Genomic DNA, 24708 nt, shown 5'->3' on the forward strand with positions numbered 1-24708 from the left:
AATGAAACTTCGTTTTGAAGAAAAATCAGATATTTCGGCAAAGGATCCCTGTGTGGTCATCCAAGCAGAGCGATTGTCTGATCAAGCACGAGAGGTAATGGATTATCTCGAACAATTTTCAGTTGTAAATCAAGTGGTGATTCCTATTAAAACGGATGATCATTTGGTTATGGTAAAAATTGATGACATTATCCTAGCTGAGATTGATAAGAATGTGTTAACGATTTATACCGTAAACAATACCTATACGATGAGAGAGACACTGACAAACTTTCAGCATCGCATCAATCGTCGAAGTTTTTTACAGATATCACGTCATGCTGTTATGAATATAGACCATTTGGAGTCCCTATCAGATAGTTTTTCTGGCAATATGATGGCTAAAATGACAGGTGGAGTGAAGTCCAGTGTCAGCCGAAAATATGTCAAATCCTTGATGGATTATTTAGGGGTCTAGGAGGAACCAATGAAACGTTTAATTGCTTATTTTGTATCCGGCGTGAGAACGGGATCGTTCTTTTACCTTGCACTCCTTTTACTTGGTCAATTATTTCCGCAGCTTATCTATCCCAAAGTTAGTGTAGGAAATATTTTAGCCCTCTTTATGATGAGTGGTTTAATGGGAATGCTCTCGTGGATTTTGGAAGAGCTTGACCGTATGTCCTACAGATTAAGAGTAGTCTTGCATTTCTTGTTGACGGCGATTGTACTTACAGTGACTTGTCTAATAGCGGGTTGGATTGATGCTGTGCTGAATCCTATCATATGGATTGTCTTCATTTCCGTTTATATTATTATCTGGCTTTATCTCATTTGGCAAATGCATATGAGAACACAGCGTATTAATCAAGCTTTACTGCATCGTCGAAGCCAGAAAAAGAAAAGTAATAAATTATAGTAAACTTCAAAAAAATACTCTTTTTCCTCTTGACCCTCACGCCACGTCATAGCCTATACTCTTAATCAGAGAGGAGTTCTAATGAAATCTGTAAAAGAAGTGAGCCAACTATCAGGTGTCAGTGTGCGCACCCTTCATTATTATGATGAAATTGATTTGCTGAAACCGTCAGTTGTGGCTGAGAATGGTTACCGTTACTATAATCGCGATGCGGTTGTCCGTTTGCAAGAAATATTGCTTTACCGTGAGTTAGACTTTCCTCTCAAAAAAATTAAGGAAATCGTAGGTCAACCAGGTTATGACAAAGTTCAAGCGCTTAGGAATCAGATTAAGCTCTTAGAGCTGAAAAAGTCCCGGTTGGAAGCCGTCATAGCTCATGCCAAGGCCTTACAAATGGAGGAAGAAGAAATGTCATTTGAAGCATTTGATCAAAAAGCTGTAAAAGCCTTTCAGGAAGAAGCTCAGGCTAGATGGGGTCAGACAGAAGCTTATCAAGCTTTTGCGGCTAAGGAAGAGGAGTCCTTCCCTGAAGTTACAAAGGAGATGACTGCAATCATGTCTACCTTTGGACAGCTCAAGGAGTATAATCCTGGTGATGATAGTGTTCAGGAGCAAGTAAAGGCGTTACAAGATTATATTAGTCAGCATTTTTATCCATGTGACCAAACGGTATTAGCTGGTCTAGGTCAGATGTATCAAACAGATAATCGCTTTTCTAGTTTTATCGATAAAGTCGGAGGATCGGGTACTGCCGCCTTTCTCGCAGAAGCTATTCGTATTTATTGTCAATAAACTAAAGCCAAAGTCTTAGGGACTTTGGCTTTTTTCATGCCATAGTGACATTTATGTCACTATTTTTATAATCATTTAATGTTTATAATTAATGTATCGTTTTAGAAGGCGATTGGTTAAGTGTTTCTGCTATTTTGCTTGAAATTTTCTTGCAGATAAGCGGAGTAAAGTTAATCAAATTCTAATCTAAATCAAATTTACGGAGGAAATCATGTCCATTTTAACCATCGACCACATCTCAAAGTACTATAATCTCGACGGTACGAACCAAGAGCGCGCTTTGAACGATGTTACACTTGAGATTGCACCAGCAAAGATCACTGCTATCTACGGTCCATCTGGCTGTGGTAAGACCAGTCTGCTCAGTATTATTAGCGGCTTGGATAGTCAGTATCAGGGAAATCTGTATTTCAAGAATCAGAACATACGTGATTTTTCAGAGCGTGACCTGACCTATTTTAGAAAGGCCCATATTGGCTTTGTCTTTCAAAATTTCAATCTTATCCCTCATCAATCAGTCCTTGAAAATGTGAAGATGCCTCTTTACGTTAAAAATATGACTGATAAAGAGATGATCGAGATTGCGGAAAAGGAGCTCAGCCGTCTTGGAATCGGAGAATTTATCAAGAAAAATGTTAAGCAGCTTTCTGGTGGGCAAAAACAACGTGTGGCCATTGCCCGTGCCCTAGTTAATAATCCAGAAATGATTGTGGCTGATGAACCGACTGGTTCTCTTGATTCTCAGTCTCAGGAAAATGTTCTCGAAATTTTTAAAGAGCTAGCCGAGGCAGGTAAAACTGTGATTATCGTAACCCATAACCCTGAAGTGGCGGATTATGCGGATGTTGTCATTAAAATGAAGGATGGTGAAGTCGTTGAAACAATCGAAAAATAAGGGATTGACCCTCAAGAATAAACTTAAATTGTCATTGAGTAACTTTATGGAACGTAAGTGGCGTAATCTTTTGATTGCGACGGCAACTTCCATTGGTTTTATCGGTGTTTTAATTTCCTTTGGTTTGGGAAATGCTATCGTTGGTATGATTAATGACAGTACCGATGGTGGTAACATTCCATCTCAAATTCAGATTAGTCTTAGTGCTAAATCAGCAGCCAGAGGGGTTCTAAATGCAGATGATGAGAAGTTTATTCGTAGTCAGATTAAGAGTGATGACATTAAATATTTGGAGAGCCCCTTTGGAATGAACATGGCAAGTCTTACCCTTGATGGTAAGACCATGGATTTCAGCAAGGACCTTCCTAACTATTCTCAGGTTATCAGTCTCTACAAGAACACAAAAATATCTACATCTCGCAATGGTAAGGATAAGATTTCAGCCGGGAAGCCTTTTAAATCCGTAGATGAAAAGGGTTTAACCCTTCCGATGAGTTTTGTCAAACATTACAATGAAGAAACAGGGAAGAAGCTCAAGGCTAAAGACTTTATCGGCAAAGAAATCTCAGCTCAGATTGTTGAAAATACTGCTGAGGGAACTAAAGTAGCGGATATCAAGACTAAGATTGTCCGTATTGTTGATGACAGCGAGGATGCTGAAGAGAGCAATAGCTATATGCCAGCCAAACAATTGGAAGAGTTGCTCAAAGAAAATGGCTTCACTAAAACAGTCTCTTACATGCTTTTGGAGCTTAAGAATCCAGCCAAGACTAAGGAAGTCACTAAAAAGTTACAGAAAAACAAGAAGTACCTGGTTCTTTCACAGCAGGCCATCCTCGATGTCATTATTAAATTCATCCGTGTTATCCAAGCACTCTTGATTATCCTTTCGTCACAAGCTATCCTAGTTTCAGCTGTCATGATTGGAATTATCATCTATATTAATATCATGCAACGCTCAAAAGAGATTGGTGTCATGAAGGCTGTCGGTTACCTTAATCGTGACGTGAAAGCTATCTTTGTTTATGAGGCGCTCTGGATTACGGGTATCTCACTGGCTCTTGCCCTCCTTGTATCACAGGGGATTGGAAGCTTGGCCAACATGATTGTTTCACATCTCTACCCAAGTGTCAGCAAGGTATTTGATCTAAATCTGACATCAATTTTCATCATGTTTGGCTTCTCGCTCTTGATGGGCTATGTATCAGCCTACCTTCCAGCCCGTAAAATAAGTAAAATGGACCCTGTCGAGTCCCTAAGATATGAATAGAAATGAAGAGTAGTCTCACCAGGCTACTCTTTTTTGTCAAAACAACCATTAGAATAATCGGAAAATCCAAACAATAATTAACTTTCTGAAAAGTGGAGACAATTGCCCAAAAATGCTATAATAGTCAACATATACAAGCTATTAGTAACAAAAAATAAGTACCTATTCGATTGGAGGAATTCCATGTATAAAGATGACAGTTTAACCTTGCACACTGACTTGTATCAAATCAATATGATGCAAGTCTACTTCAACCAAGGTATTCACAATAAAAAGGCCGTTTTCGAAGTTTATTTCCGTCAACTTCCGTTTAAAAATGGCTTTGCTGTATTCGCAGGTCTAGAACGTATTGTCAACTATCTTGAAAATCTGACTTTCTCAGAAACTGATATTGCTTATCTAAAAGAGTTAGGCTATCCTGAGGATTTTCTAGACTATCTAGCCAACCTAAAACTCGAGTTGACTATCAATTCGGCCCTTGAGGGTGATTTGGTATTTGCTAATGAACCGATTTTCCAAGTGGAAGGTCCCTTGGCCCAGTGTCAGTTAGTAGAGACTGCCTTACTAAATATCCTCAATTACCAGATTCTTATTGCTACCAAGGCAGCTCGCATTCGCTCTGTCATTGAAGATGCTCCTTTATTGGAGTTTGGGACACGTCGTGCACAAGAGATGGATGCAGCAATCTGGGGTACCCGTGCAGCTGTGATTGGTGGTGCGGATGCGACATCAAATGTTCGTGCCGGTAAGATTTTCGGCATTCCAGTTTCTGGTACTCACGCTCATGCTCTTGTTCAGGCATATGGCAATGATTACGATGCCTTCAAAGCCTATGCATCAACTCATAAGGACTGTGTATTCCTTGTAGATACCTATGACACTCTCAAAATTGGTGTTCCGAATGCTATTCGTGTAGCTAAAGAGCTAGGTGATAAAATCAATTTCTTGGGTGTTCGTCTTGATTCAGGTGACTTGGCTTATCTATCGAAGCAGGTCCGTAAGCAGTTGGATGCTGCCGGTTTCCCTGATGCCAAAATTTATGCTTCAAATGACCTTGATGAAAATACCATACTCAACTTGAAGATGCAAAAGGCCAAAATTGATGTCTGGGGAGTGGGTACTAAGCTTATCACTGCCTATGATCAACCAGCCTTGGGTGCTGTCTACAAGATTGTCTCAATGGAAGATGATCAAGGAGTCATGCATGATACTATCAAATTGTCCAACAATGCTGAGAAGGTTTCGACACCAGGTAAGAAGCAAGTCTGGCGTATTACAAGTCGTGCTAAGGGCAAATCAGAAGGTGACTATATCACTTTCGCAGACACGGATGTTAACGCTCTAGAAGAAATTAATATGTTCCACCCAACATACACCTACATTAATAAGACTGTTCGTGATTTTGATGCAGTGCCACTCTTGGTCCCAATCTACGACAAGGGGCAACTCATCTATGAGTTACCAAGTCTTGATGAAATCAAGGCCTATGCGACTAAGGAATTGGACGAACTTTGGAATGAGTATAAGCGCGTGCTTAACCCTCAAGATTATCCAGTTGACTTGGCCAAAGACGTATGGGATAACAAGATGACCCTTATTGACAATGTACGAAAGAAAGCCCATAACTTGCCAGAGTAAAAGGAGACATTATGACTTTGCAAGAAACTATTATTGCTCAACTAGGCGTTAAACCTAGCATTGATCCAAAGGAAGAAATTCGAAAATCCGTTGATTTTTTGAAGGCCTACATGCTCAAACATCCATTCCTTAAAACATATGTTTTGGGAATCTCAGGAGGTCAAGATTCTACATTGGCTGGCCGTCTAGCACAACTTGCGGTTGAAGAGCTCCGTGCAGAGACAGGAAAAGACTATCAGTTTATCGCCATTCGATTGCCATATGGTGTCCAAGCAGATGAAGATGATGCCCAACGTGCTCTTGCTTTTATTAAGCCAGATGTGAGTCTTGTGGTTAATATCAAAGAAGCTGTAGATGGTCAGGTTGCGGAACTTGCCAAGGCAGGCGTAACCGTTTCTGACTTTAACAAGGGGAATATCAAGGCCCGTCAACGTATGATTACCCAATACGCGGTTGCGGGTGAAAATAGTGGGGCAGTTATCGGGACAGACCACGCCGCTGAAAACCTTACTGGCTTCTTCACAAAATTTGGCGATGGTGGTGCGGATATTTTGCCGCTCTTTCGTCTAAACAAGCGTCAAGGTGCAGCCCTTCTTGCAGAACTTGGTGCGGACAAGGCCCTTTATGAAAAAGTGCCAACAGCTGACTTGGAAGAGGATAAACCAGGAATCGCTGATGAAGTGGCACTTGGAGTGACCTACCGTGAAATTGATGATTACCTTGAAGGCAAGGAAGTATCAGCCAAAGCCCAGGAAACTATTGAGAATTGGTGGCGTAAAGGTCAACATAAACGTCACTTGCCAATCACTATTTTTGACGATTTTTGGAAATAAGAGGAGAATTGATTTATGATTAAAGCTTATATTGACTTTTGGAAACATGCCTTTGACTTTAGCGGACGTTCGACTCGTCCAGACTACTGGTGGGCTTACTTGGTTAATGTCATTATTATTACTATTCTTACTGTTTTTTGTGTTCTTATTCCTTTCTTCAGTAATGTTGACCTTAGTGATCCAGCTCTGTTGAATAATCAGACTGAACTGCAAAAAATAATTATTACCTATGCTTGGCCACTAATACTTTTTAGCTTAATTGAACTTATCCCTCAATTGTCTCTACAAATCCGTCGTTTAAGAGATGCAGGCTTTCATCCGGCTTGGGTACTTCTAAGTTATATAGGGCTTGTACCAGTCTTGGCTATCTTCTCATTGATTGGAAGCATTGTCCTCCTTATCATGTCTTGTCAACCAACGAAACCAGCACCTGAAACGCAGTTTGATAAAGTTGAATAAGATTGTCGCAACTCTAGGTCAAACCTAGGGTTATTTTTAAATTGAATTTTCAGAAATTAGTGATAAAATAGAGAGGAATAAGGCTTAAAAGGAGGAATCTTATGACTTCACTATCAACAGATTTCACAGATAAACTATTTGCAGAATATGAGGCCAATGCCAAGTACAGTGCTATTGAGAATGCTGTAACTCATAATGGCTTGCTCAAATCCATCGAAACACGTCAATCAGAAGTTGAAAACGACCATGTTTTCTCAATCGATTTGACTAAAGATGAGGTGTCTAACCAGAAAGCTTCAGGACGTTGCTGGATGTTTGCGGCACTAAATACTTTCCGTCACAAATTAATCTCAGACTTTAAATTGGAAAGTTTCGAACTTTCTCAAGCTCACACTTTCTTCTGGGACAAGTATGAAAAATCAAACTGGTTCTTGGAACAAATCATTGCTACAGCAGATCAAGAGATTGGCAGTCGTAAGGTTAAATTCCTTTTGGATACCCCTCAACAAGATGGTGGACAATGGGATATGGTCGTATCACTTTTTGAAAAATACGGTGTTGTACCAAAATCAGTTTATCCAGAATCTGTAGCTTCAAGCAATAGTCGTGAGCTTAATCAATACCTCAATAAGCTTCTTCGTCAAGATGCTCAAATCTTGCGTGATTTGATTGCTGGAGGTGCTGATCAAGCTGCTGTTCAGGCCAAGAAGGAAGAACTTCTTCAAGAAATTTTCAATTATCTTGCCATGACTCTTGGTTTACCACCACGTCAGTTTGATTTTGCCTACCGAGATAAGGATGACAACTATCAATCTGAGAAAAATATCACACCACAAGCATTCTTTGAAAAATATGTGGGTCTCAAACTTAGCGACTATGTGTCAGTTATCAACGCTCCAACAACTGATAAACCTTACGGAAAATCTTATACTGTTGAGATGTTAGGTAATGTTGTAGGTGCACCAAGTGTTCGTTATATCAACCTCCCAATGGACCGTTTCAAAGAGCTTGCTATTGCACAGATGAAGTCTGGAGAAACTGTTTGGTTTGGTTCAGATGTTGGTCAAGTTTCAGACCGTCAAAAAGGTATTCTTGCAACTAATGTTTATGACTTTACAGCTAGCATGGATATTAACTTGACTCAAGACAAGGCAGGACGTTTGGATTACAGTGAATCTCTCATGACTCATGCCATGGTTTTGACTGGGGTTGATTTGGATGCTGATGGCAAACCTGTTAAATGGAAGGTTGAAAACTCTTGGGGAGACAAGGTCGGACAAAAAGGTTACTTTGTCGCTTCTGATGCCTGGATGGATGAATATACTTATCAAATCGTTGTCCGTAAAGACTTCCTTACAGCTGAAGAATTAGCAGCCTATGAAGCAGAGCCACAAGTACTTGCTCCTTGGGACCCAATGGGAGCCCTTGCTTCAAAATAAGACAATAAATGAAACCACTGGGAAATGATTCCAGTGGTTTTTCGTAGTTTCTTTAAAATTTATCAGTAAAAAAAGAGTTATCCAATCGGATAACCCTTTTTATTTCTTATTCCTCTGCTGTAGCAGTGTTTGAATTTGAATGTTCAGAGCCGTTAGAGGCCGATGTCGATGGATTTGTTGAAGCATCAGGACCGTACTGTTGACTATCTTGTGAACTTGATGAGTCACTGCTTTGGCTTGAGTCCGAACTTGATGATGAGCTAGATGTTCCAAGTGATCCTGTGTAAACATTTGATGTTGAAGAACCAGTAAGGAAGACATAGCTACCATTATTATAAACACCGCTAGGCATATCGAAATCTTCAGAACCCGCACCATACATCTGGTTAAGGTAGCTACTTGTTACACCGTAGATTTGTTTAGCGATATCAAGGTCTGAACCATAAAGTGGTGTTTTACGGTTTTTGTAACCTGTCCAAATCGCCATTGCATACTTAGTATTGTAACCAACGAAAGTTTCATCCGGAACCATAAGGTCAGCATAGACACCACTTTCTTTTTGTACTTTATAGTACTCATCGTCACCGTAGTTAGACGTACCAGTCTTACCAGCATTGATTGTACCAGGAACATAAGCTTCAGTTGCTGTACCACCTGTCAATACTTGTTTCAACATACTTGACATCATGTAGGCTGTTTGTGGTGACATGGCTTCGACACCTTTAGAATCAAATGATTTAGTTGAACCATCTTCAAACTTGATTGATTTAATGTAAGAAGGTTTATAGTAAGTACCACCATTTGCAAAGGCTGCATAAGCTGCGGCCATTTTCTCACTTGATGCACCATACTTAGAATCTGATGATGATGTTGAAGATGAGATGGCATTTGAGTAGTACATTTCTGGATACTCGATACCCAAATCCTTCAAGAAGGATTGAGCATATTCCAAACCAGCAGCTTGGAGAGCTTTAACGGCTGTAACGTTACGTGATTGTTGAAGTGCATAAGTCAATGAAATGCTTCCGTAATACTTACGGTCCCAGTTGTAAACTGGTGTTGAAGAACCTGGGAAATTGTAAGGATTATCGTAAACAGTCGTACCAGTGTTTGTATAAACACCTTTTTCAATAGCAGGAGCATAGTCAGTGATTGGTTTCATTGTAGAACCCCAGTCACGGTCTGTTTGAACAGCTTGGTTGGTACCAAGTGCAATGTTTTCGTCTTGGTGACGTGAACCCAATTGGGCAACGACACGACCATTAGTAACATCAATAATAGTAGAAGCAACTTGGAGACTATCGTTTGGATAGTATACGTAGTCGTTAGTATTATAGACGTTCCAGATATATTTTTGAATATCTGGATTAAGGTTAGTGTAGACGTCGAGACCTGCTGAGTAAATATCAGCGTTGGCATCGGTAGATACCTGTTCAATAACTTGTTTGATGTAGTTATCTAAGTATGGCTCATAGCTAGCTTTCTTCGTAAGTGGAAGAAGGCCATCTGATACATCAGTTGCTTTAGCTTGCTCGTACTCTTCTTTAGAAATATTCTTGTCTTCATACATTTCGTCAAGAACAGTGTTACGACGTTCTTTGGCAGCATCTGGATTAGCATAAGGGTCATATTGTGTTGGTGCTTGTGGAATACCAGCAAGAAGAGCTGCTTGGGCAACAGAGAGGTCGCTCAAGTCCTTACCAAAGTAAGATTTAGCTGCAGTCTTCATACCGTAGTAACCATTACCCATATAAACCTTATTAATATAGAAGGTCAAGATTTCTTGTTTAGTGAATTGACGCTCCATTTGGAGTGATAACCAGATTTCTTGTGACTTACGTTTAAGGGTTTGGTCAGAAGTGTTAGTTGAGAAGTAAGCCAACTTAATCAACTGTTGGTCGAGTGTAGACCCCCCTTGGGTGCTGCTACGACGAAGGTTGTTAACAGCTGCCCCCATGATACGGTAGACGTCAATCCCACGGTGAGTGAAGAAACGTTTATCCTCGATAGAGGTGATGGCATTAACTAGAGTTGTTGGAATTTCATCTGTTGATGCACTCTCACGTTTCTCAGCTCCCAAGTCGGCAACAAGACTACCATTAGCGTCGTAAATCTTACTTGAGTTTGTTGATTGCAGTTTGTTCTCGGTAAGTTTAGGAACACTGCTAACATAGTAGGCAAAGAGGCTACCACCAGCGATGACACAGACTACAAAGAAAGTGAGCAGTCCAATAAATCCGTATTTTGCAATACGCCAGCCCAAACTTTGGTCTGAAGCGGCAGAGCGTTTTCCTTTGCTATAGCGAGAAGAATCTGAACGCTTGACCTTGATGTTTTTAGCACGTTTAGTCAAACCGTTAAGTGATTCTTTAAAGTTGCTGAAATTAAATTTAGCCATTATGTGTTACCACCTAATAATTTTTCAATGATTTCTAAATAAGGAACTTGAGGATAAGCTGCTTCTGCAATTGCATAGCCTCTTTTTTTGATATAATCAAGAGGCATTGATTTCGTCCCTTTATCAATTTGATAAAAAGCGATCAAGTCTTTGGCAGGCAGAAGGTAGGTTTCCTTAAGCGTCGAGAAGTGAAGTAGCACGAAGCAGATCCCATCTTGACTGATGACCTGAGACATGTGCTCAATTTGATGCGCATGAAAGTTTTTCATAGGCATGGATGTCTTTTGTCGTGTCTCTTTGGCTTCAAAATCAATGTAGTATCCTTTGTAAACACCAGAGTAGTCGGTAGTAGAGGCTTGTCTAAAGTAAGCTTCTACAATCTTTGCTCGTGAGCGTTTGGGATAATCGACTTTGACAATTTGAACAGGAGTAGGTTTTTTATGAATAACGGCTAAACCACGCGACAAATAGTAATCATTAGTCGCGTTAATAGCAGATTCAAAGCTCATCCCCCGATTGGCAAATTCAACTCTATTTGATTTTTTAGGACGTACCTGTGCTATCTTACGAGATATCTGATGGGGATAGTTTACCATTTCTTTCCCTTCTTCTTTATAAGATATGCATAAAGACTATTTTATTATACCATAAAATGAACGAGGAAAACAATAAATGACATCACTACTGGTAACTGGTTATAAGAGCTTTGAACTCGGTATTTTTAAAGACAAGGACCCTAAAGTAACTATTATCAAGAAAGCAATTAAACGTGATTTTAAGCGTTTCTTGGATGATGGTGTGGATTGGATGATTTTTACCGGCAACCTCGGTTTTGAATTTTGGGCACTAGAAGTGGCCAAAGAACTTCAGCAAGACTATCCTTTGAAGTTAGCGACACTCTTCCCTTTTGAAACGCACGGTCAGAATTGGAATGAAGCGAATCAAACGAAACTAGCAGCTTTTAAGCAGGTTGATTTTGTCAAGTATAGCTTTCCCGCTTACCAATCTCCAGCTCAGTTTAAACAATTTAATCAGTTTCTCATTGATAATACGGATCAAGCTTATTTATTTTATGAACCTGAAAATGAAACAAATCTGAAATATTTTTACGATATGATGATAGAAGCAAGTGATTATCCTGTATCACGTTTGACTTTTGATGACCTCAATGAGGTTATGTCAGAATAGGATTTAGTTGAATTTTAAACTTGCATTTTTATCATTTTTTCTGTATCATAAAAACATTAGACAGTAAAGTATTAGTAAGTTAGAAAAGACAAGTATTGGAGAATAATAATGGCTAAGATTAATTTAACGCCCAAGAAAATCTACGAACAAGAATTTAAAACGAGCATGCGTGGATACGATAAAAAAGAAGTTGATGAGTTTTTAGATGACGTTATCAAGGATTACGGTGTCTACATTGCTTTGGTTAAGGAATTGCAAGAGGAAAATGCAAAACTGAAGGCTAAGGCTTCATCAGCACCTACAAGTCGCCCAACTTATGCGAGTGCGACAAGTGAACCATCACGTGCGAATGCTAATGTTGCTTCGGCTTCGAACTACGATATTTTAAAACGTATCAGTCGTTTGGAAAAAGAGGTCTTTGGCAAACAAATCGTCGAATAAATCTGATTTAGTGCAATTTTTGGATAATCGCATGGTTGCTTGTCTTCCATGAGGAAAGTCCATGCTAGCACTGGCTGTGATGCCAGTAGTGTTTGTGCTAGGTGAATTAATAAGCCTAGGGACTTGATTTTCAAGTTACGGCGAGCGAACTGGCTAAGTCTTCGGATAAGTTTTAGTAGCTCTGAAAGTGCCACAGTGACGGAGTTTTTAGGGAAACCTAGAAAGTGGAACGCGGTAAACCCCTCAAGCTAGCAACCCAAACTTTGGTAGGGGCATGGGATGGCTGGAAACGAACGGACCATCCTGACTGCTTAGCAGTAGACAGATGATTATCGAAGGAAGTGGTACCTAGTCACTTCTGGAACAAAACATGGCTTATAGAAAATTGCATATAGGTGAGGCTGGGACACATGTCTCAGCCTTCTTTTAGCAAGAATTCTCTCTTTTATATTTAAAGAAAAGAGTGGGAAATAAGCTATCGGTTAAGAAAGTTTGTACGCGTAACAATGAGATAAAAGGATAACAATGAAAGAAACATTTACATTAGTAGCAACTGCAGCAGCAGGTCTTGAGGCTGTGGTTGGACGTGAATTGCGTGAGTTAGGTTATGACACGCAGGTTGAAAATGGTAAGGTGCGTTTCCAAGGTGGTGTTCGTGCAATTGCTGAAACTAACCTTTGGTTGAGGGCAGCAGATCGTATCAAGATTGTAGTGGGTGAATTTCCAGCACGTACCTTTGAGGAACTCTTTCAGGGAGTTTTTGCTTTAGACTGGGAAAATTATCTTCCGCTAGGTGCAAAGTTCCCAATTTCTAAGGCTAAATGTGTTAAATCAAAGCTTCATAATGAGCCATCTGTTCAGGCGATTTCAAAAAAAGCTGTCGTGAAGAAATTGCAGAAGTATTTCCACCGTCCAGAAGGAGTGCCTCTCCAAGAAACAGGAGCGGAATTTAAGATTGAAGTCTCTATTTTGAAGGATAAGGCTACGGTTTTGATTGATACCACAGGTGCTAGTCTCTTTAAGCGTGGCTACCGTACTGATAAAGGTGGAGCACCGATTAAAGAAAATATGGCGGCTGCTATCCTTGAACTTAGTAATTGGTATCCGGATAAACCATTGATTGACCCGACTTGTGGTTCAGGGACCTTCTGTATTGAGGCTGCAATGATTGGCATGAACATTGCACCAGGATTTAATCGTGATTTTGCTTTTGAAGCATGGAATTGGGTGGATAAGGATTTAGTACAGTCGGTACGTTATGAGGCAGATAGCAAGGCAAACTACGATATTGAATTAGATATTATGGGTTGTGATATTGATGGCCGTATGGTTGAAATTGCAAAAGCCAATGCTCGTGAGGCAGGTCTTGAAGATGTTATTAAATTGAAACAAATGCGTTTACAGGACCTGAAAACAGATAAAATCAATGGTGTCATTATTTCAAACCCTCCTTATGGTGAGCGTTTGTTGGATGACAAGGCTGTGGATATCTTGTATAATGAAATGGGTCAAACTTTTGCGCCACTTAAAACTTGGAGCAAGTTTATCTTGACCAGCGATGAACAATTTGAAAGCAAATACGGTATGAAAGCCGATAAAAAACGTAAGCTTTATAACGGAACCCTCCGTGTTGATTTATATCAATATTTTGGAGAGCGTGTTCGCCGTTCTGAGGCTAGAAAGGTAAATTAAACGTGTCAGAAGATAAAACACAAAATGGCTATGAAGGTAGCCAAGAGCTAGATTTCCAAGATGCCAAGGAAATGACGGTCGGTGAGGCTGTCCGAAAAGAAGCCGAGATTAATGCTGGTGTAACAGAAACAGATAGCATTTTGGATAAGTATATCAAGCAACACCGTGAAGAAGTTGCCTCACAAAAATTTTCAAAGAAAATTGAAGCTGACGGCGATACATCACCTTTGGATGCTTTTATTCAAAAGCAACGTCAGGAGTTTGCGGATTCAGGTTTGATTGGTCAATCAATGGCTAATGAGTCAATCAACTCTACAACAGCTACTGAAGAAGTAACACCGGTCACATTTGGTTTTGGTGCTACAGATAACAAGGCTGATGAGACTCAATCTCATATTGACAAGCAGTTGCCAAATGCCCCTGTTGAACCTGAGGTTATTGCAGAACCAGAAAGTCAAAGTTCTGAAGTTATCATTACGTCAACAAATGCTGATCGTTTCATCACGTCAGAAACAGAAAAATTTGACCTTGGTGATGCACTCGCTGATTCATCTACTTCAACTAATCAGCCAGCCTATAACGATGCATTGGTAGATAATATTGATGATAACAATCCTTTGATTGCTAACATTGATGATCCAGAACCACAAAATCCTGCTGTTGCCAATATTGACGATACTGAGTCACAGGCTTCAAAACCTTTGTTGGATGATGCTGCTATTTCAGACACTATTGATTTGGCAGCTATTGCATCAACAGTGGCAGGGGTAACTGGAGCAAAAGCTGATGAAGAAAAGACAACACCAAAAGTGTCTATGGCAGTTAATCGCCCATCTGCAGAAGACAGAATCTCTTCAGAGTCTATTTCACCATCGCATAAGAGTGCCTTTGATGGTGACATTCCAGTTTACCGTCGTAAAGGTGTTGTTATCGGTGCTCTAGCAGTTCTTGCTTTAGCTATTATCGGTGGTAGCTATGCTCTTTATAAAGGAACACATAGCCAATCGGCGAAAACAACAAGCACAGCTTCTTCAGCAGTGACATCATCATCAAGCAAGGATACGTCAGCTGCTGATAATAAGGCCTTTGAAGAAATGTATAATAATTTCTTCACAGATGACAAGCAAACAAAACTCGCTAATGATCAATTTGGTAAGTTATCAGATTTGGAAAAGCTGCTCAAGAAATTGGAGAAAACCAAGTATTATGATGCAGCTAAGAAAAAATATGATAACTTGAAGAAACAAATTGAAGCTGTACAAAAGATTAACAGTCAGTTTGAGTCAGATGCTCTTGTAGATGGTAGCTATAATGCCTCTATTGCTGTTAAATCAGATGCTAACTTTAATAATCTTCCAGAAAGTGTAACAACAACTGGAAATGCGAGTCTCGACAGCACTGTCCAAGAAGCTATTAAGGGTGGTAAGACTCAGCTTGAAGAAAAAGCTAAGGCTGCGAGCGCAACGTCTGCAGCGACAGCTTCTGAAAGTGTTAATACTGCTAGTCCTGCTGCACCTTCAGGTGATAACGCATCTGGAGCAGCTTCTAATGGCGGTGGTGCGGCCACATCAAATACTTCTGGAGCGCAAAATGGAGCAGCTAACTCAGCAGGTTCAACTGGTGCGACTGGAGGAACTACTGGTGGCTCAGCTGCAGCTTCAACAGTTGTAACACGCGGAATCACAAATTATAACCCATCAATCCTTCAACGTAATCGCTCACGTGTGCCTTATAATGCAAACGTAGTAGCAGATACAAGTAACCCAGCTTGGACATGGGCTGATGGTGTTCTTGATAAGATTATCGAAACATCACACTCACGTGGTTACTTCTCAGGAGATAACTTCATCCTTGAGCCAGTCAACATCATCAATGGTAATGGTTACTACAACTTGTACCTTCCAGATGGAACTTACCTCTTCAGTATTAACTGTAAGACAGGTTACTATGTTGGTAATGGTTCAGGTCACTCAGATAAACTTGATTACGAATAATAATCTGCGACACTCCTTCGGGAGTGTTTTTTGTTTTATCTTGGTGAAGGCCTAGTTTATAAGGATTTTGTGCTATAATAGAGGGATAAGATAGGGGTGAATACTATGGCAAAATTGATGCCGGGTAGAGTCCGTAATGAGGGTATTGAACTTTTTGAAAAGGATCTCATTACCATTCATCAGGTCTCAGAAACTCAGTTGGATACAACAGTTGACCAACATCATTTAATTTATACACTCAATGATTCTGAAATCACGTGTGACTGTGATTATTTCGCTCAAAAAGGCTATTGTCCCCATTTAGCAGCGATTGAGTATTATCTAAAAAACGATAAAGAAGGCCAGCGTCTATTGGCAGAATTGGAAGAGGAACAAGAGTCCTCTCAGGGCCAAGAGCGAGGACACTCTTTTGGTGGTTTATTTTTAGAAGGCCTTTCCCTAAATGAGGATGATACTGTTAGATATAGCTTGATGGTAGAGGGAGAGGAATCTACCTTTGGTTCAGAGATTTGGTGGAGTATACGTTTACGTCGCTTACCAGATGAACGTTCTTATGTTATTCGAGATATTCCTGCCTTTCTCAAGCTTGTAGAGGCTGAGGGTTATTATCAGATAGGTAAGAACTATTATGAACCCCTATCGCTTATTCAATTTGACCAGGCTTCACAGGCATTTTTAGACTTCTTAGGACGGATGATTCCAGATGAAGCCAAGACTAATTTAGACTTTATTTTACCGAATAATGCACGTCATCTTTGTCTCCCCTACGGTTTTTTTGAGGAAGGTTTGAGACGGATGCAAGATTTGGATGGCTTTAGGTTTGAATGGGAAGGAACCGAATATCACCGACTTTTGGTTGAGGATTTGACTGCTGATGCCCATCTCTTCTCGTTTGATATTTCTGTCGAGCCTAAGATGATTGAATTGACTGTTGCTGAGAAGAATAGTCAGGCCTTTTTTAATAATCGTATTCTCTTTTATCAAGGTGTTTTTTATCGCTTGAATCGAAAACAACAAAAACTTTTGGTTGGTTTACGCTCTCTTCCAATCGGAAGCGATTTGAATAAGCATGTCAGCTTTAATCTTGATGAACAAGCTATCTTGGCTGCTAGTCTTTTTGATTTTAGGACTATGGGACCAGTTAAAGCTCCTAAAGCCTTTAATATCAAGGATTTTACACCGAGATTTCACTTTGACCTGAAAGGTGACAGTGAGGTTATACTTACATTAGCCTTTGATTTTGATGGTTTCCTAGTCCATAATCGACAAGAGTTGAGTCATTTAGGATTTACGAGTAACTATCGTCATGAGCAGGCTGTGTTCCGTTTGATGGCTAAGCATGGATTCACCCCTGATTTTCAGTCATCTAAACGATTAGATAGCAGTCAAGAGCTCTATGATTTCTTTACGAATACTCTAGCAGAATTTGAAAATACAGGGACGGTTCTGATTGGGCAGGAGTTGCGTGACTTACGGGTTGAACAGAGTCCACAGGTTCAGGTAGAGCGTCAGGGGAATTTATTAGATATTTCCTTTGATTTTTCAAGTCTTGACGATGAAGATGTGGATCATGCTTTAGCAGCTTTGATGGAAAGTTCGCCCTATTTTATCAATCGTAGTGGTCAGTTGATTGTTTTTGACGAGGCGACGCATCGTATTAGTGAGAGTCTCAAAACTCTAAGAGCTAGATATTCAGGGCAAGGTCACCTAGAACTAAATCAATTGACTGCCTATCAATTAATGGATGCTCTTTCAGAAAGTGATTCTGTTCGTTTTTCAAAAGATTTCCAACTCTTAACGCAACATTTGAGTAAACCAGAGACCTTTGATTTGCCAACTTATAAGGTAGAAGCTGACCTTCGTCCCTACCAGGAAAAGGGTGTTCAGTGGCTATCTATGTTGCATCACTATGGTTTTGGCGGTATCTTGGCCGATGATATGGGGTTGGGGAAAACCTTGCAGACCATTGCCTATCTCTCTGCACATTTAGAAGAAGAGCAACGAGTCTTGGTTTTGTCACCATCAAGCCTGATTTACAATTGGCAGGATGAGGTTAAAAAGTTCGCTCCTCAGTTAGATGTAGCGGTTTCTTATGGACTCAAGCCAAGACGTGATGACATCATTGCTGAAGACCACCAGATTATTATTACAAGCTACGCTTCCTTCCGTCAGGATTTTGATGCCTATAAGGCTGGTAAATATGACTATCTCATTCTTGATGAGGCTCAGGTCATGAAGAATACACAGACAAAGATTGCCCAATATCTACGTGATTTTTCTGTTCCACATTGCTTAGCACTATCTGGAACGCCTATTGAAAATCATTTGTTGGAGATTTGGTCTATTTTCCAAATTATTCTACCAGGACTTTTACCGGCTAAGAAAACTTTCCTTAAGTTAACACCAAAGGAAGTGGCTAGGTATATTTCTCCCTTTATTCTAAGACGTAGGAAAGAAGAGGTCCTTCCTGATTTACCAGATTTGATTGAAATCACTCACCAAAGTGAATTGTCAGATGCTCAAAAAGCTATCTATTTAGCGCAATTGCAACAGATGCAGCAAGGTTTAATTTCTGCAAGTGATCAGGAAATCAACCGTCGTAAGGTGGAAATTTTGTCAGGAATTACCCGCTTACGACAAATCTGTGATACCCCAGCTCTTTTTATGGACTATGCTGGAGATAGCGGAAAATTAGATAGCCTAAGAGAGTTGCTTAGTCAAATTAAGGAATCAGACCACCGTGTTCTTATCTTTTCACAATTTCGTGGGATGTTAGATATTACAGAGGGGCTCTTACAAGAATTAGGTATTTCCTCTTATAAGCTAACAGGGTCAACGCCATCTGATAGTCGTCAAGAGATGACCAGAGCCTTCAATCAAGGAAGCCGAGATGCCTTTTTGATTTCTCTGAAAGCAGGAGGAGTGGGACTGAATTTAACTGGTGCTGATACGGTTATTCTGATTGACCTTTGGTGGAATCCAGCGGTAGAAATGCAGGCTATTAGTCGTGCGCATCGTATAGGTCAGGAACAAAATGTCGAAGTTTACCGTTTGATTACAAGAGGAACTATTGAAGAGAAAATTCTTGAGCTTCAAGAAGGCAAGAAAAACCTTGTAACAACCGTCTTGGATGGCAATGAAAGCCGTGCCAGCATGACTGTTGAGGACATTAAAGAAATTCTTGGTATTGCAATATCTTAATTTGTTATATTTGATATTGAAATACTAATACGTGAAAATGCTACTAGGCAAATCTTTTGAATTAGGCTATAATAGAATACTGCAAGACGTATCTTCACATTCCCGATTGTTTATATTAAGATACGCATCATCTCGAAAACGAAAGGAAGTCTTTTATGCATCGCCAAAGACGACAATTTCCGCTGATTCCAGACGGGGAATCTTGCTTGCAAGAACCGGTCTCTATGCGCCTATATGAAAATGAAGATTTAATCACAAATATCCGTGGCCCTTACCAAGATAAGGACTACAATGATTTGTTGCCGAACTATGATTTCTTGTCAGCTAAGCCTAGCAATCGTAAGCAGGCTTCAAAACGAGTGGAGACTCAAGAAGCTGGCATGACTTATGCAGAGGAAGCCCGTGAAAAGGCTAAGCGTGATGTCCGTGAGAAACGCCAAAAATTCCTCCGCCAAGAAGTTCAACAAACCAAACATACTAATAGCCGTCAACTAACTGCTAAGCCTAAGGTAGAAGCTAAGCCAAGCTTTGAGGCTACTGTTGAGCCAGCTGCTGTAACAACGGATAAAGGGCCAGTGACAGCATCTATCTTGGGAGCTCCTGTAAGTGCTATCAAGCGAACTTTAGCACCTAACGGGAAACACTCAAAAATCCATCACTTGGCAAATCGTCTGCAACAGGATTCTTACATCTTGGCAGAAGTGGCTCCAACCTATCAACAGCCTAGTAACCCATCTCGTAAGAAGGTCAAGAAAAATAGCTATGACTTCTTGAAACGTAGCCAGGTTTATAATTACCCAGAACGTCAAACTTACCGTGAACACCGAGTTGCTCAAGAATTAAATTTGACGCATTTAGAAGACGCAAACTAATCGCAGTGCGATTGTAAGGAGAAACTATGTCAAAAACTTATCATTTTATTGGAATTAAAGGATCTGGTATGTCAGCTTTGGCTTTGATGCTCCATCAAATGGGACACAAGGTTCAAGGTTCAGATGTGGAAAAATATTACTTCACTCAACGTGGTCTTGAGCAAGCAGGTATTCCTATCCTTCCTTTCGATGAAAAAAACATCACAGAAGATGTTGAATTGATTGCTGGAAATGCCTTTCGTGAAGACAACAACGTTGAAGTTGCTTATGCGATTAAAAATGGCTACAGCTTTAAGCGTTATCACGAGTTCTTGGGTCACTTCATGGATCAATTCACTAGCTTTGGTGTGGCAGGTGCACATGGTAAGACTTCTACAACAGGTCTCTTGTCACATGTTATGAAAAATATCACAGACACGTCATACCTTATCGGTGACGGAACTGGACGAGGTTCTGCTAATGCACAATACTTTGTCTTTGAGTCTGATGAATATGAACGTCATTTCATGCCATACCACCCAGCATACTCAATCATCACTAACATTGACTTTGACCATCCTGATTACTTTACAAGTATCGATGATGTGTTCTCTGCCTTTGATGATTATGCTAAGCAAGTGCAAAAAGGACTCTTTGTTTACGGTGAGGATCCACACCTTCGTAAGATTACAGCCAATGCGCCAATCTATTACTACGGTTTCGAAGAAAATGATGACTTTATGGCAACAGATATTGTTCGTACAACGACAGGGTCTAATTTCAAGGTAAAACACGATGGACAAATTCTTGGAGAATTCCATGTGCCAGCCTATGGTCGTCACAATATCTTGAATGCAACTGCGGTTATTGGGACCCTCTATGTAGCTGGTTTCGACATGGATTTGGTTGCAGAACACCTTAAAACTTTCTCAGGTGTTAAACGTCGTTTCACAGAAAAAATTATCAGTGGTACTGTTGTCATCGATGACTTTGCTCACCATCCAACTGAAATTATTGCAACGCTTGATGCAGCACGCCAAAAGTACCCATCTAAAGAGATTGTTGCTATTTTCCAACCACATACCTTCACACGTACTATTGCTCTTCTTGATGAATTTGCTGAAGCTTTGAACGAAGCAGATGCTGTTTATTTGGCGCAAATTTATGGTTCAGCGCGTGAAGTTGACCATGGTGATGTTAAGGTTGAAGATCTTGCTGCTAAGATCAATAAACCGGCCAAAGTGGTTACAGTTGAAAATGTCTCACCTCTCCTTGACCATGACAATGCTGTTTATGTCTTTATGGGAGCTGGGGACATCCAACTTTACGAACGCTCATTTGAAGAGCTCCTAGCAAGCTTGCAAACACACATGTAATATATTAAGGGCTGTAGCGATTTCGCTCAGCTCTTTCTCTTAATAGAAAGGAATTTAATATGCTTATTCGACATGCCCGAGAGGATGATTGGGCTGATGTTGCCCGTATCGAACAAGATAATTTTTCACCTGAAGAGGCTGCAACTCCAGAGGCTATTGCGGAGCGTTTAAAGACGATTTGTGATACCTTTCTAATTGCTGAAATTGATGGCGTTGTAGCTGGCTACATTGAAGGGCCTGTGATTGCGGAACGTTATCTTACAGATGACTTGTTCCATAGGGTGGTTCCTAATGCTAGTCAAGGAGGCTTTATTGCAGTTACTAGTTTGTCTATCTCCAAAGATTTTAAAGGGCAAGGGATTGGGACAGCCTTGATTGCAGCGCTTAAGGATCTGGCTATCGCCCAAAAACGCCAAGGTATTAGTTTGACTTGCCATGATTACCTGATTGCCTATTATGAGATGAATGGCTTCACTGATGAAGGAGAATCAGAATCAAATCATGGCGGTAGCACTTGGTATAATATGGTTTGGGAGAATCCAGAAACCCATTGAATTCAGTGTTACGTTACTGTGACAAAGGACCAATTGATTTGCATTAACTGACTTTTTAAGATATAATGGCGTTTGTTACTATAGAGGAGGTATGCCTTGACGGACAAGTTTAATGAACACTCGGAATCTGCTGAAGATAGCCTAAGCTTTAAAGATCAGATTCTTCGAGATTTACAAGAAGCAACACGGCTCCGTTCTCTTCGCGAGGAGGAGCATAATAAAAGTGCAACTATGCCCGAGACACCACGTTCAACGTCAGCTGAGAGCGCTACAACACATAGTACATCAGCGTCCAATAAAGTAAGTAACCAAGATTTTAGTTCACATTCTGTTTCTCACAGTGCTTTGGCTAAATCTATGACTTCTGAGACGGCTCAAGATTCTCAACAAGATAGTGTTGGCTTGTTTTCTGTTTCTCAAGCTGAGTCTTTAGTGCCTGATGCTCATTCAAATGTAGCGTCTATTTCTAAAGAGCCTATTGAGGAGGAGAAAAAGGTAAATATTCCTCAGGAGACTGAAACGTCGAAACGCCGTTTTAAACGTCCAGTTTGGGAAACTAGCCTTAACGAAGCATCTGAAGAGGAGTATATTCCTGCAGATGTTGCCAAGGAGCTCATTGAAGCTAAGTCTAACGAAGCTATTTATACAGACCCTAAAGAATTGGAGGCCAAATTGACCTCAGAACGTCAAAAAGAAGCATTCTTGCAGGAACATCATACAACAAGTGACCAAGCGTCGCAAGAAAAGGTTCAATCAGAGATAGTGGCTGATGGTAATGAGGATGATGAGAGTATTTCTCTAGAAGCCTCTGGAAAACCTAAGAAAAAGAAAGGTAAGAAAGTGAAGAAGAAAAAGTCTTCGCCAAAAGATGTTAAACAGGCTGACATTGTCGACGAAGAGCCGATTTCACGTTCTAACCGAAATCACAAACGCAATAAAAATAACCGTCGTGCTGGTAAAATTGCAAGAAATATTATTATCTTCTTGCTACTTATCTTGTCAGTAGCTGCATTCTTTGGTTATCGTTATGTTAGTGATGCTGTTGGCGCAAAAGATGTTAATTCAACTAAGTTTGTTAGTGTTGAAATTCCTGAAAATTCAGGTAGCAGTTACATTGGTCAACTATTGGAATCAGCTGGTGTCATTAAGTCTGGTAAGGTTTTTAATTACTATACCAAGTTTAAGAATATCTCAAATCTGAAAAGTGGTTATTACAACCTTCAGGCTAGCATGACCATGGATGAAATTATTGAGGCACTTCAGAAAAAAGGAAGTGATAAACCTCAGGAGCCATCTCTTGGTACGGTCTTGGTCAAAGAAGGATACACCATTGATCAAATTGCTAAGGCAGTTGAAGTTAATTCCTCAGCGAAAAAAGGCAAAAAAACATCAACTGGACTTAAGGCAAAAGATTTCTTGAAGCTGATGAAGGATGATGCTTTCATTACTAAGATGAAAGCGAAGTACCCAACCTTGTTGGCAAACCTTCCGAATTCTACGGATGCTAAGTATGTCCTAGAGGGTTATCTGTTCCCAGCGACTTATAACATTCATGACGATACGACGGTGGAATCTTTGGCAGAGGAAATGTTGTCAACGATGGACACCTACCTATCACCTTACTATGTGACGATTTCATCTAGCGGACACAATGTTAATGAAATTTTGACCCTAGCTTCTCTTGTGGAAAAAGAAGGAGCTACAGATGACGACCGTAAAAATATTGCGAGCGTCTTCTATAATCGTCTTAACTCAGATATGGCTCTACAAAGTAATATTGCAGTTCTTTATGCTCTTGGAAAACTTGGTCAGGAAACGACCTTGAAAGAAGATGCAACTATTGACACAAACATTGACTCTCCTTATAATGATTATGTTCATAAGGGGTTGATGCCAGGTCCTGTGGACAGCCCTAGTCTGTCTGCAATTGAAGCGGTTATCAATCCATCATCTACCAAGTACATGTACTTTGTTGCAGATGTAACCACTGGTAATGTCTATTTTGCTGAAAGCTATGAAGAGCATCAGCATAACGTTGAAACTTACATTAATAGCAAACTAAAAGATAAATAGTCTGATTGGCTCATTAAAATCAAGCAAACAAAGAGTGATTTTGAAAATAAAGCCAAGGGCTCAAAAAATAGGAAAGAGAAAAAAATGGCAGAAAAAACATATGTAATGACACAAGCGGAGAAAGAACAACTTGAAGCGGAATTGGAGGAGTACAAACTCGTCCGTCGTCCAGAAGTTGTAGAACGTATTAAGATTGCACGTTCTTATGGTGACCTTTCAGAAAACTCTGAGTATGAAGCAGCCAAAGACGAGCAAGCCTTTGTTGAAGGACAAATTCAAATTCTTGAAACAAAAATTCGTTATGCAGAAATCGTTGATAGTGATGCTGTTGCTAATGACGAAGTTGCAATTGGTAAAACTGTTGTTGTTCAAGAAGTTGGTACAAACGACAAAGATACTTATCATATTGTTGGTGCAGCCGGTGCTGACATCTTCTCAGGTAAGATTTCAAATGAAAGTCCGATTGCTCAAGCCTTGATTGGTAAGAAAGTTGGCGACAAAGTCGCTATCGAATCACCAGCAGGTAGCTACTCTGTGGAAATCCTTAGTGTAGAAAAAACAGCCTAGGTGACTGTTGGAATTAAGGTGTTCAATATTTGAAACTAGTGGGAGTGAGACAAAACAGTCGTTCTGTCGCACTCCTTTTTTGGTTGTTGGCGCTATTAGGAATTAGGTTAGTCTGAATTAGTCTATAAGAAAAGCACTTTTGGAAAATT

At 40.1% G+C, this 24708-nt stretch carries 21 protein-coding genes and 1 other RNA gene; 20 read left to right on the top strand and 2 right to left on the bottom strand.

Going from position 1 to position 24708, the window contains the following annotated elements; genetic code table 11:
• Position 1 precedes the first annotated feature (1 nt).
• The 9 genes from NYE32_RS01055 to pepC all read left to right on the top strand — a co-directional run bounded on the left by NYE32_RS01055 (position 2) and on the right by pepC (position 8224).
• A complete protein-coding gene (locus NYE32_RS01055) occupies positions 2 to 457 on the top strand; it encodes a LytTR family DNA-binding domain-containing protein (RefSeq protein WP_002886486.1) in 456 nt (151 codons plus the stop codon).
• A 9-nt stretch (positions 458 to 466) separates the two neighbouring features.
• The gene (locus NYE32_RS01060; protein WP_037598941.1) at positions 467 to 898 is read left to right on the top strand and encodes a DUF3021 domain-containing protein; all 432 of its coding nucleotides are present in this window, start codon (positions 467 to 469) and stop codon (positions 896 to 898) included.
• Positions 899 to 979: 81 nt separating this feature from the next.
• Positions 980 to 1690, top strand: a complete 711-nt coding sequence (locus tag NYE32_RS01065) for a MerR family transcriptional regulator (protein ID WP_195968960.1) — start codon at positions 980 to 982, stop codon at positions 1688 to 1690.
• Positions 1691 to 1901: 211 nt separating this feature from the next.
• Positions 1902 to 2585, top strand: coding sequence for an ABC transporter ATP-binding protein (locus NYE32_RS01070; protein ID WP_201709549.1), 684 nt, complete (start codon positions 1902 to 1904; stop codon positions 2583 to 2585).
• Entirely contained in the window at positions 2554 to 3855 is a 1302-nt protein-coding gene (locus NYE32_RS01075) for an FtsX-like permease family protein (RefSeq protein ID WP_339157054.1), read from the top strand. Before NYE32_RS01070 ends, NYE32_RS01075 begins: the two co-directional genes overlap by 32 nt.
• Positions 3856 to 4038: 183 nt before the next feature.
• Positions 4039 to 5493, top strand: coding sequence for a nicotinate phosphoribosyltransferase (locus NYE32_RS01080; protein WP_073689388.1), 1455 nt, complete (start codon positions 4039 to 4041; stop codon positions 5491 to 5493).
• 11 nt (positions 5494 to 5504) lie between these two features.
• Positions 5505 to 6326, top strand: coding sequence for an ammonia-dependent NAD(+) synthetase (nadE, locus tag NYE32_RS01085; RefSeq protein ID WP_339157055.1), 822 nt, complete (start codon positions 5505 to 5507; stop codon positions 6324 to 6326).
• 15 nt (positions 6327 to 6341) lie between these two features.
• Positions 6342 to 6785, top strand: coding sequence for a DUF805 domain-containing protein (locus NYE32_RS01090; protein WP_339157056.1), 444 nt, complete (start codon positions 6342 to 6344; stop codon positions 6783 to 6785).
• A gap of 101 nt (positions 6786 to 6886) precedes the next feature.
• A complete protein-coding gene (gene pepC / locus NYE32_RS01095; RefSeq protein ID WP_339157057.1) occupies positions 6887 to 8224 on the top strand; it encodes an aminopeptidase C in 1338 nt (445 codons plus the stop codon).
• Positions 8225 to 8330: 106 nt separating this feature from the next.
• On the opposite strand, the gene pbp1a is transcribed toward pepC, so the two are convergent.
• Together pbp1a and recU are read right to left on the bottom strand one after the other, a co-directional pair.
• Positions 8331 to 10622, bottom strand: coding sequence for a penicillin-binding protein PBP1A (pbp1a, locus tag NYE32_RS01100; protein WP_339157058.1), 2292 nt, complete (start codon positions 10620 to 10622; stop codon positions 8331 to 8333).
• Positions 10622 to 11218: a Holliday junction resolvase RecU gene (gene recU / locus NYE32_RS01105; protein WP_021143523.1), complete on the bottom strand. Its 597-nt coding sequence runs from the start codon at positions 11216 to 11218 to the stop codon at positions 10622 to 10624. The genes pbp1a and recU overlap by 1 nt, the downstream gene beginning before the upstream one ends.
• A gap of 76 nt (positions 11219 to 11294) precedes the next feature.
• Here recU and NYE32_RS01110 point away from each other — a divergent pair, with 76 nt between their 5' ends.
• From NYE32_RS01110 to greA, 11 genes are all read left to right on the top strand, one after another.
• A complete protein-coding gene (locus NYE32_RS01110; protein ID WP_021143524.1) occupies positions 11295 to 11810 on the top strand; it encodes a DUF1273 domain-containing protein in 516 nt (171 codons plus the stop codon).
• A 108-nt stretch (positions 11811 to 11918) separates the two neighbouring features.
• Complete coding sequence (gene gpsB, locus NYE32_RS01115; protein ID WP_021143525.1) at positions 11919 to 12251, top strand: cell division regulator GpsB; 333 nt, start codon at positions 11919 to 11921, stop codon at positions 12249 to 12251.
• 15 nt (positions 12252 to 12266) lie between these two features.
• Positions 12267 to 12634: RNase P RNA component class B (rnpB, locus tag NYE32_RS01120), an RNA gene on the top strand.
• A gap of 142 nt (positions 12635 to 12776) precedes the next feature.
• Positions 12777 to 13943: a class I SAM-dependent RNA methyltransferase gene (locus NYE32_RS01125; RefSeq protein ID WP_107373295.1), complete on the top strand. Its 1167-nt coding sequence runs from the start codon at positions 12777 to 12779 to the stop codon at positions 13941 to 13943.
• Between the two features lie 2 nt (positions 13944 to 13945).
• Positions 13946 to 15937: a cell division site-positioning protein MapZ family protein gene (locus NYE32_RS01130; protein WP_339157059.1), complete on the top strand. Its 1992-nt coding sequence runs from the start codon at positions 13946 to 13948 to the stop codon at positions 15935 to 15937.
• A gap of 105 nt (positions 15938 to 16042) precedes the next feature.
• Positions 16043 to 19138: a DEAD/DEAH box helicase gene (locus NYE32_RS01135; protein ID WP_037598957.1), complete on the top strand. Its 3096-nt coding sequence runs from the start codon at positions 16043 to 16045 to the stop codon at positions 19136 to 19138.
• Between the two features lie 155 nt (positions 19139 to 19293).
• Positions 19294 to 20010 carry a hypothetical protein gene (locus tag NYE32_RS01140; RefSeq protein ID WP_037598958.1) on the top strand — a complete coding sequence of 239 codons (717 nt, stop codon included), beginning with the start codon at positions 19294 to 19296 and terminating at the stop codon, positions 20008 to 20010.
• 26 nt (positions 20011 to 20036) lie between these two features.
• Complete coding sequence (gene murC / locus NYE32_RS01145) at positions 20037 to 21365, top strand: UDP-N-acetylmuramate--L-alanine ligase (protein WP_002889872.1); 1329 nt, start codon at positions 20037 to 20039, stop codon at positions 21363 to 21365.
• A 59-nt stretch (positions 21366 to 21424) separates the two neighbouring features.
• Entirely contained in the window at positions 21425 to 21919 is a 495-nt protein-coding gene (locus NYE32_RS01150) for a GNAT family N-acetyltransferase (protein WP_037598959.1), read from the top strand.
• Between the two features lie 96 nt (positions 21920 to 22015).
• Positions 22016 to 23992: an endolytic transglycosylase MltG gene (gene mltG, locus NYE32_RS01155; RefSeq protein ID WP_037598960.1), complete on the top strand. Its 1977-nt coding sequence runs from the start codon at positions 22016 to 22018 to the stop codon at positions 23990 to 23992.
• 84 nt (positions 23993 to 24076) lie between these two features.
• Positions 24077 to 24559, top strand: coding sequence for a transcription elongation factor GreA (gene greA / locus NYE32_RS01160; protein ID WP_002883697.1), 483 nt, complete (start codon positions 24077 to 24079; stop codon positions 24557 to 24559).
• The last annotated feature ends 149 nt before the right edge of the window (positions 24560 to 24708 follow it).

The sequence above is a fragment of the Streptococcus sp. FSL R7-0248 genome, assembly GCF_037967965.1.
Taxonomy (GTDB): domain Bacteria; phylum Bacillota; class Bacilli; order Lactobacillales; family Streptococcaceae; genus Streptococcus.

Bases quoted from the DNA above. Each gene is read 5' to 3' on its own strand.
- NYE32_RS01110 (WP_021143524.1), top strand. From the start codon at position 11,295: ATGACATCACTACTGGTAACTGGTTATAAGAGCTTTGAACTCGGTATT.
- pbp1a (WP_339157058.1), bottom strand. From the start codon at position 10,622: ATGGCTAAATTTAATTTCAGCAACTTTAAAGAATCACTTAACGGTTTG.
- gpsB (WP_021143525.1), top strand. From the start codon at position 11,919: ATGGCTAAGATTAATTTAACGCCCAAGAAAATCTACGAACAAGAATTT.
- NYE32_RS01080 (WP_073689388.1), top strand. From the start codon at position 4,039: ATGTATAAAGATGACAGTTTAACCTTGCACACTGACTTGTATCAAATC.
- NYE32_RS01140 (WP_037598958.1), top strand. From the start codon at position 19,294: ATGCATCGCCAAAGACGACAATTTCCGCTGATTCCAGACGGGGAATCT.
- nadE (WP_339157055.1), top strand. From the start codon at position 5,505: ATGACTTTGCAAGAAACTATTATTGCTCAACTAGGCGTTAAACCTAGC.
- NYE32_RS01125 (WP_107373295.1), top strand. From the start codon at position 12,777: ATGAAAGAAACATTTACATTAGTAGCAACTGCAGCAGCAGGTCTTGAG.
- NYE32_RS01150 (WP_037598959.1), top strand. From the start codon at position 21,425: ATGCTTATTCGACATGCCCGAGAGGATGATTGGGCTGATGTTGCCCGT.
- greA (WP_002883697.1), top strand. From the start codon at position 24,077: ATGGCAGAAAAAACATATGTAATGACACAAGCGGAGAAAGAACAACTT.
- NYE32_RS01060 (WP_037598941.1), top strand. From the start codon at position 467: ATGAAACGTTTAATTGCTTATTTTGTATCCGGCGTGAGAACGGGATCG.
- NYE32_RS01075 (WP_339157054.1), top strand. From the start codon at position 2,554: ATGGTGAAGTCGTTGAAACAATCGAAAAATAAGGGATTGACCCTCAAG.
- recU (WP_021143523.1), bottom strand. From the start codon at position 11,218: ATGGTAAACTATCCCCATCAGATATCTCGTAAGATAGCACAGGTACGT.
- NYE32_RS01055 (WP_002886486.1), top strand. From the start codon at position 2: ATGAAACTTCGTTTTGAAGAAAAATCAGATATTTCGGCAAAGGATCCC.
- pepC (WP_339157057.1), top strand. From the start codon at position 6,887: ATGACTTCACTATCAACAGATTTCACAGATAAACTATTTGCAGAATAT.
- NYE32_RS01135 (WP_037598957.1), top strand. From the start codon at position 16,043: ATGGCAAAATTGATGCCGGGTAGAGTCCGTAATGAGGGTATTGAACTT.
- NYE32_RS01070 (WP_201709549.1), top strand. From the start codon at position 1,902: ATGTCCATTTTAACCATCGACCACATCTCAAAGTACTATAATCTCGAC.
- murC (WP_002889872.1), top strand. From the start codon at position 20,037: ATGTCAAAAACTTATCATTTTATTGGAATTAAAGGATCTGGTATGTCA.
- NYE32_RS01065 (WP_195968960.1), top strand. From the start codon at position 980: ATGAAATCTGTAAAAGAAGTGAGCCAACTATCAGGTGTCAGTGTGCGC.
- NYE32_RS01090 (WP_339157056.1), top strand. From the start codon at position 6,342: ATGATTAAAGCTTATATTGACTTTTGGAAACATGCCTTTGACTTTAGC.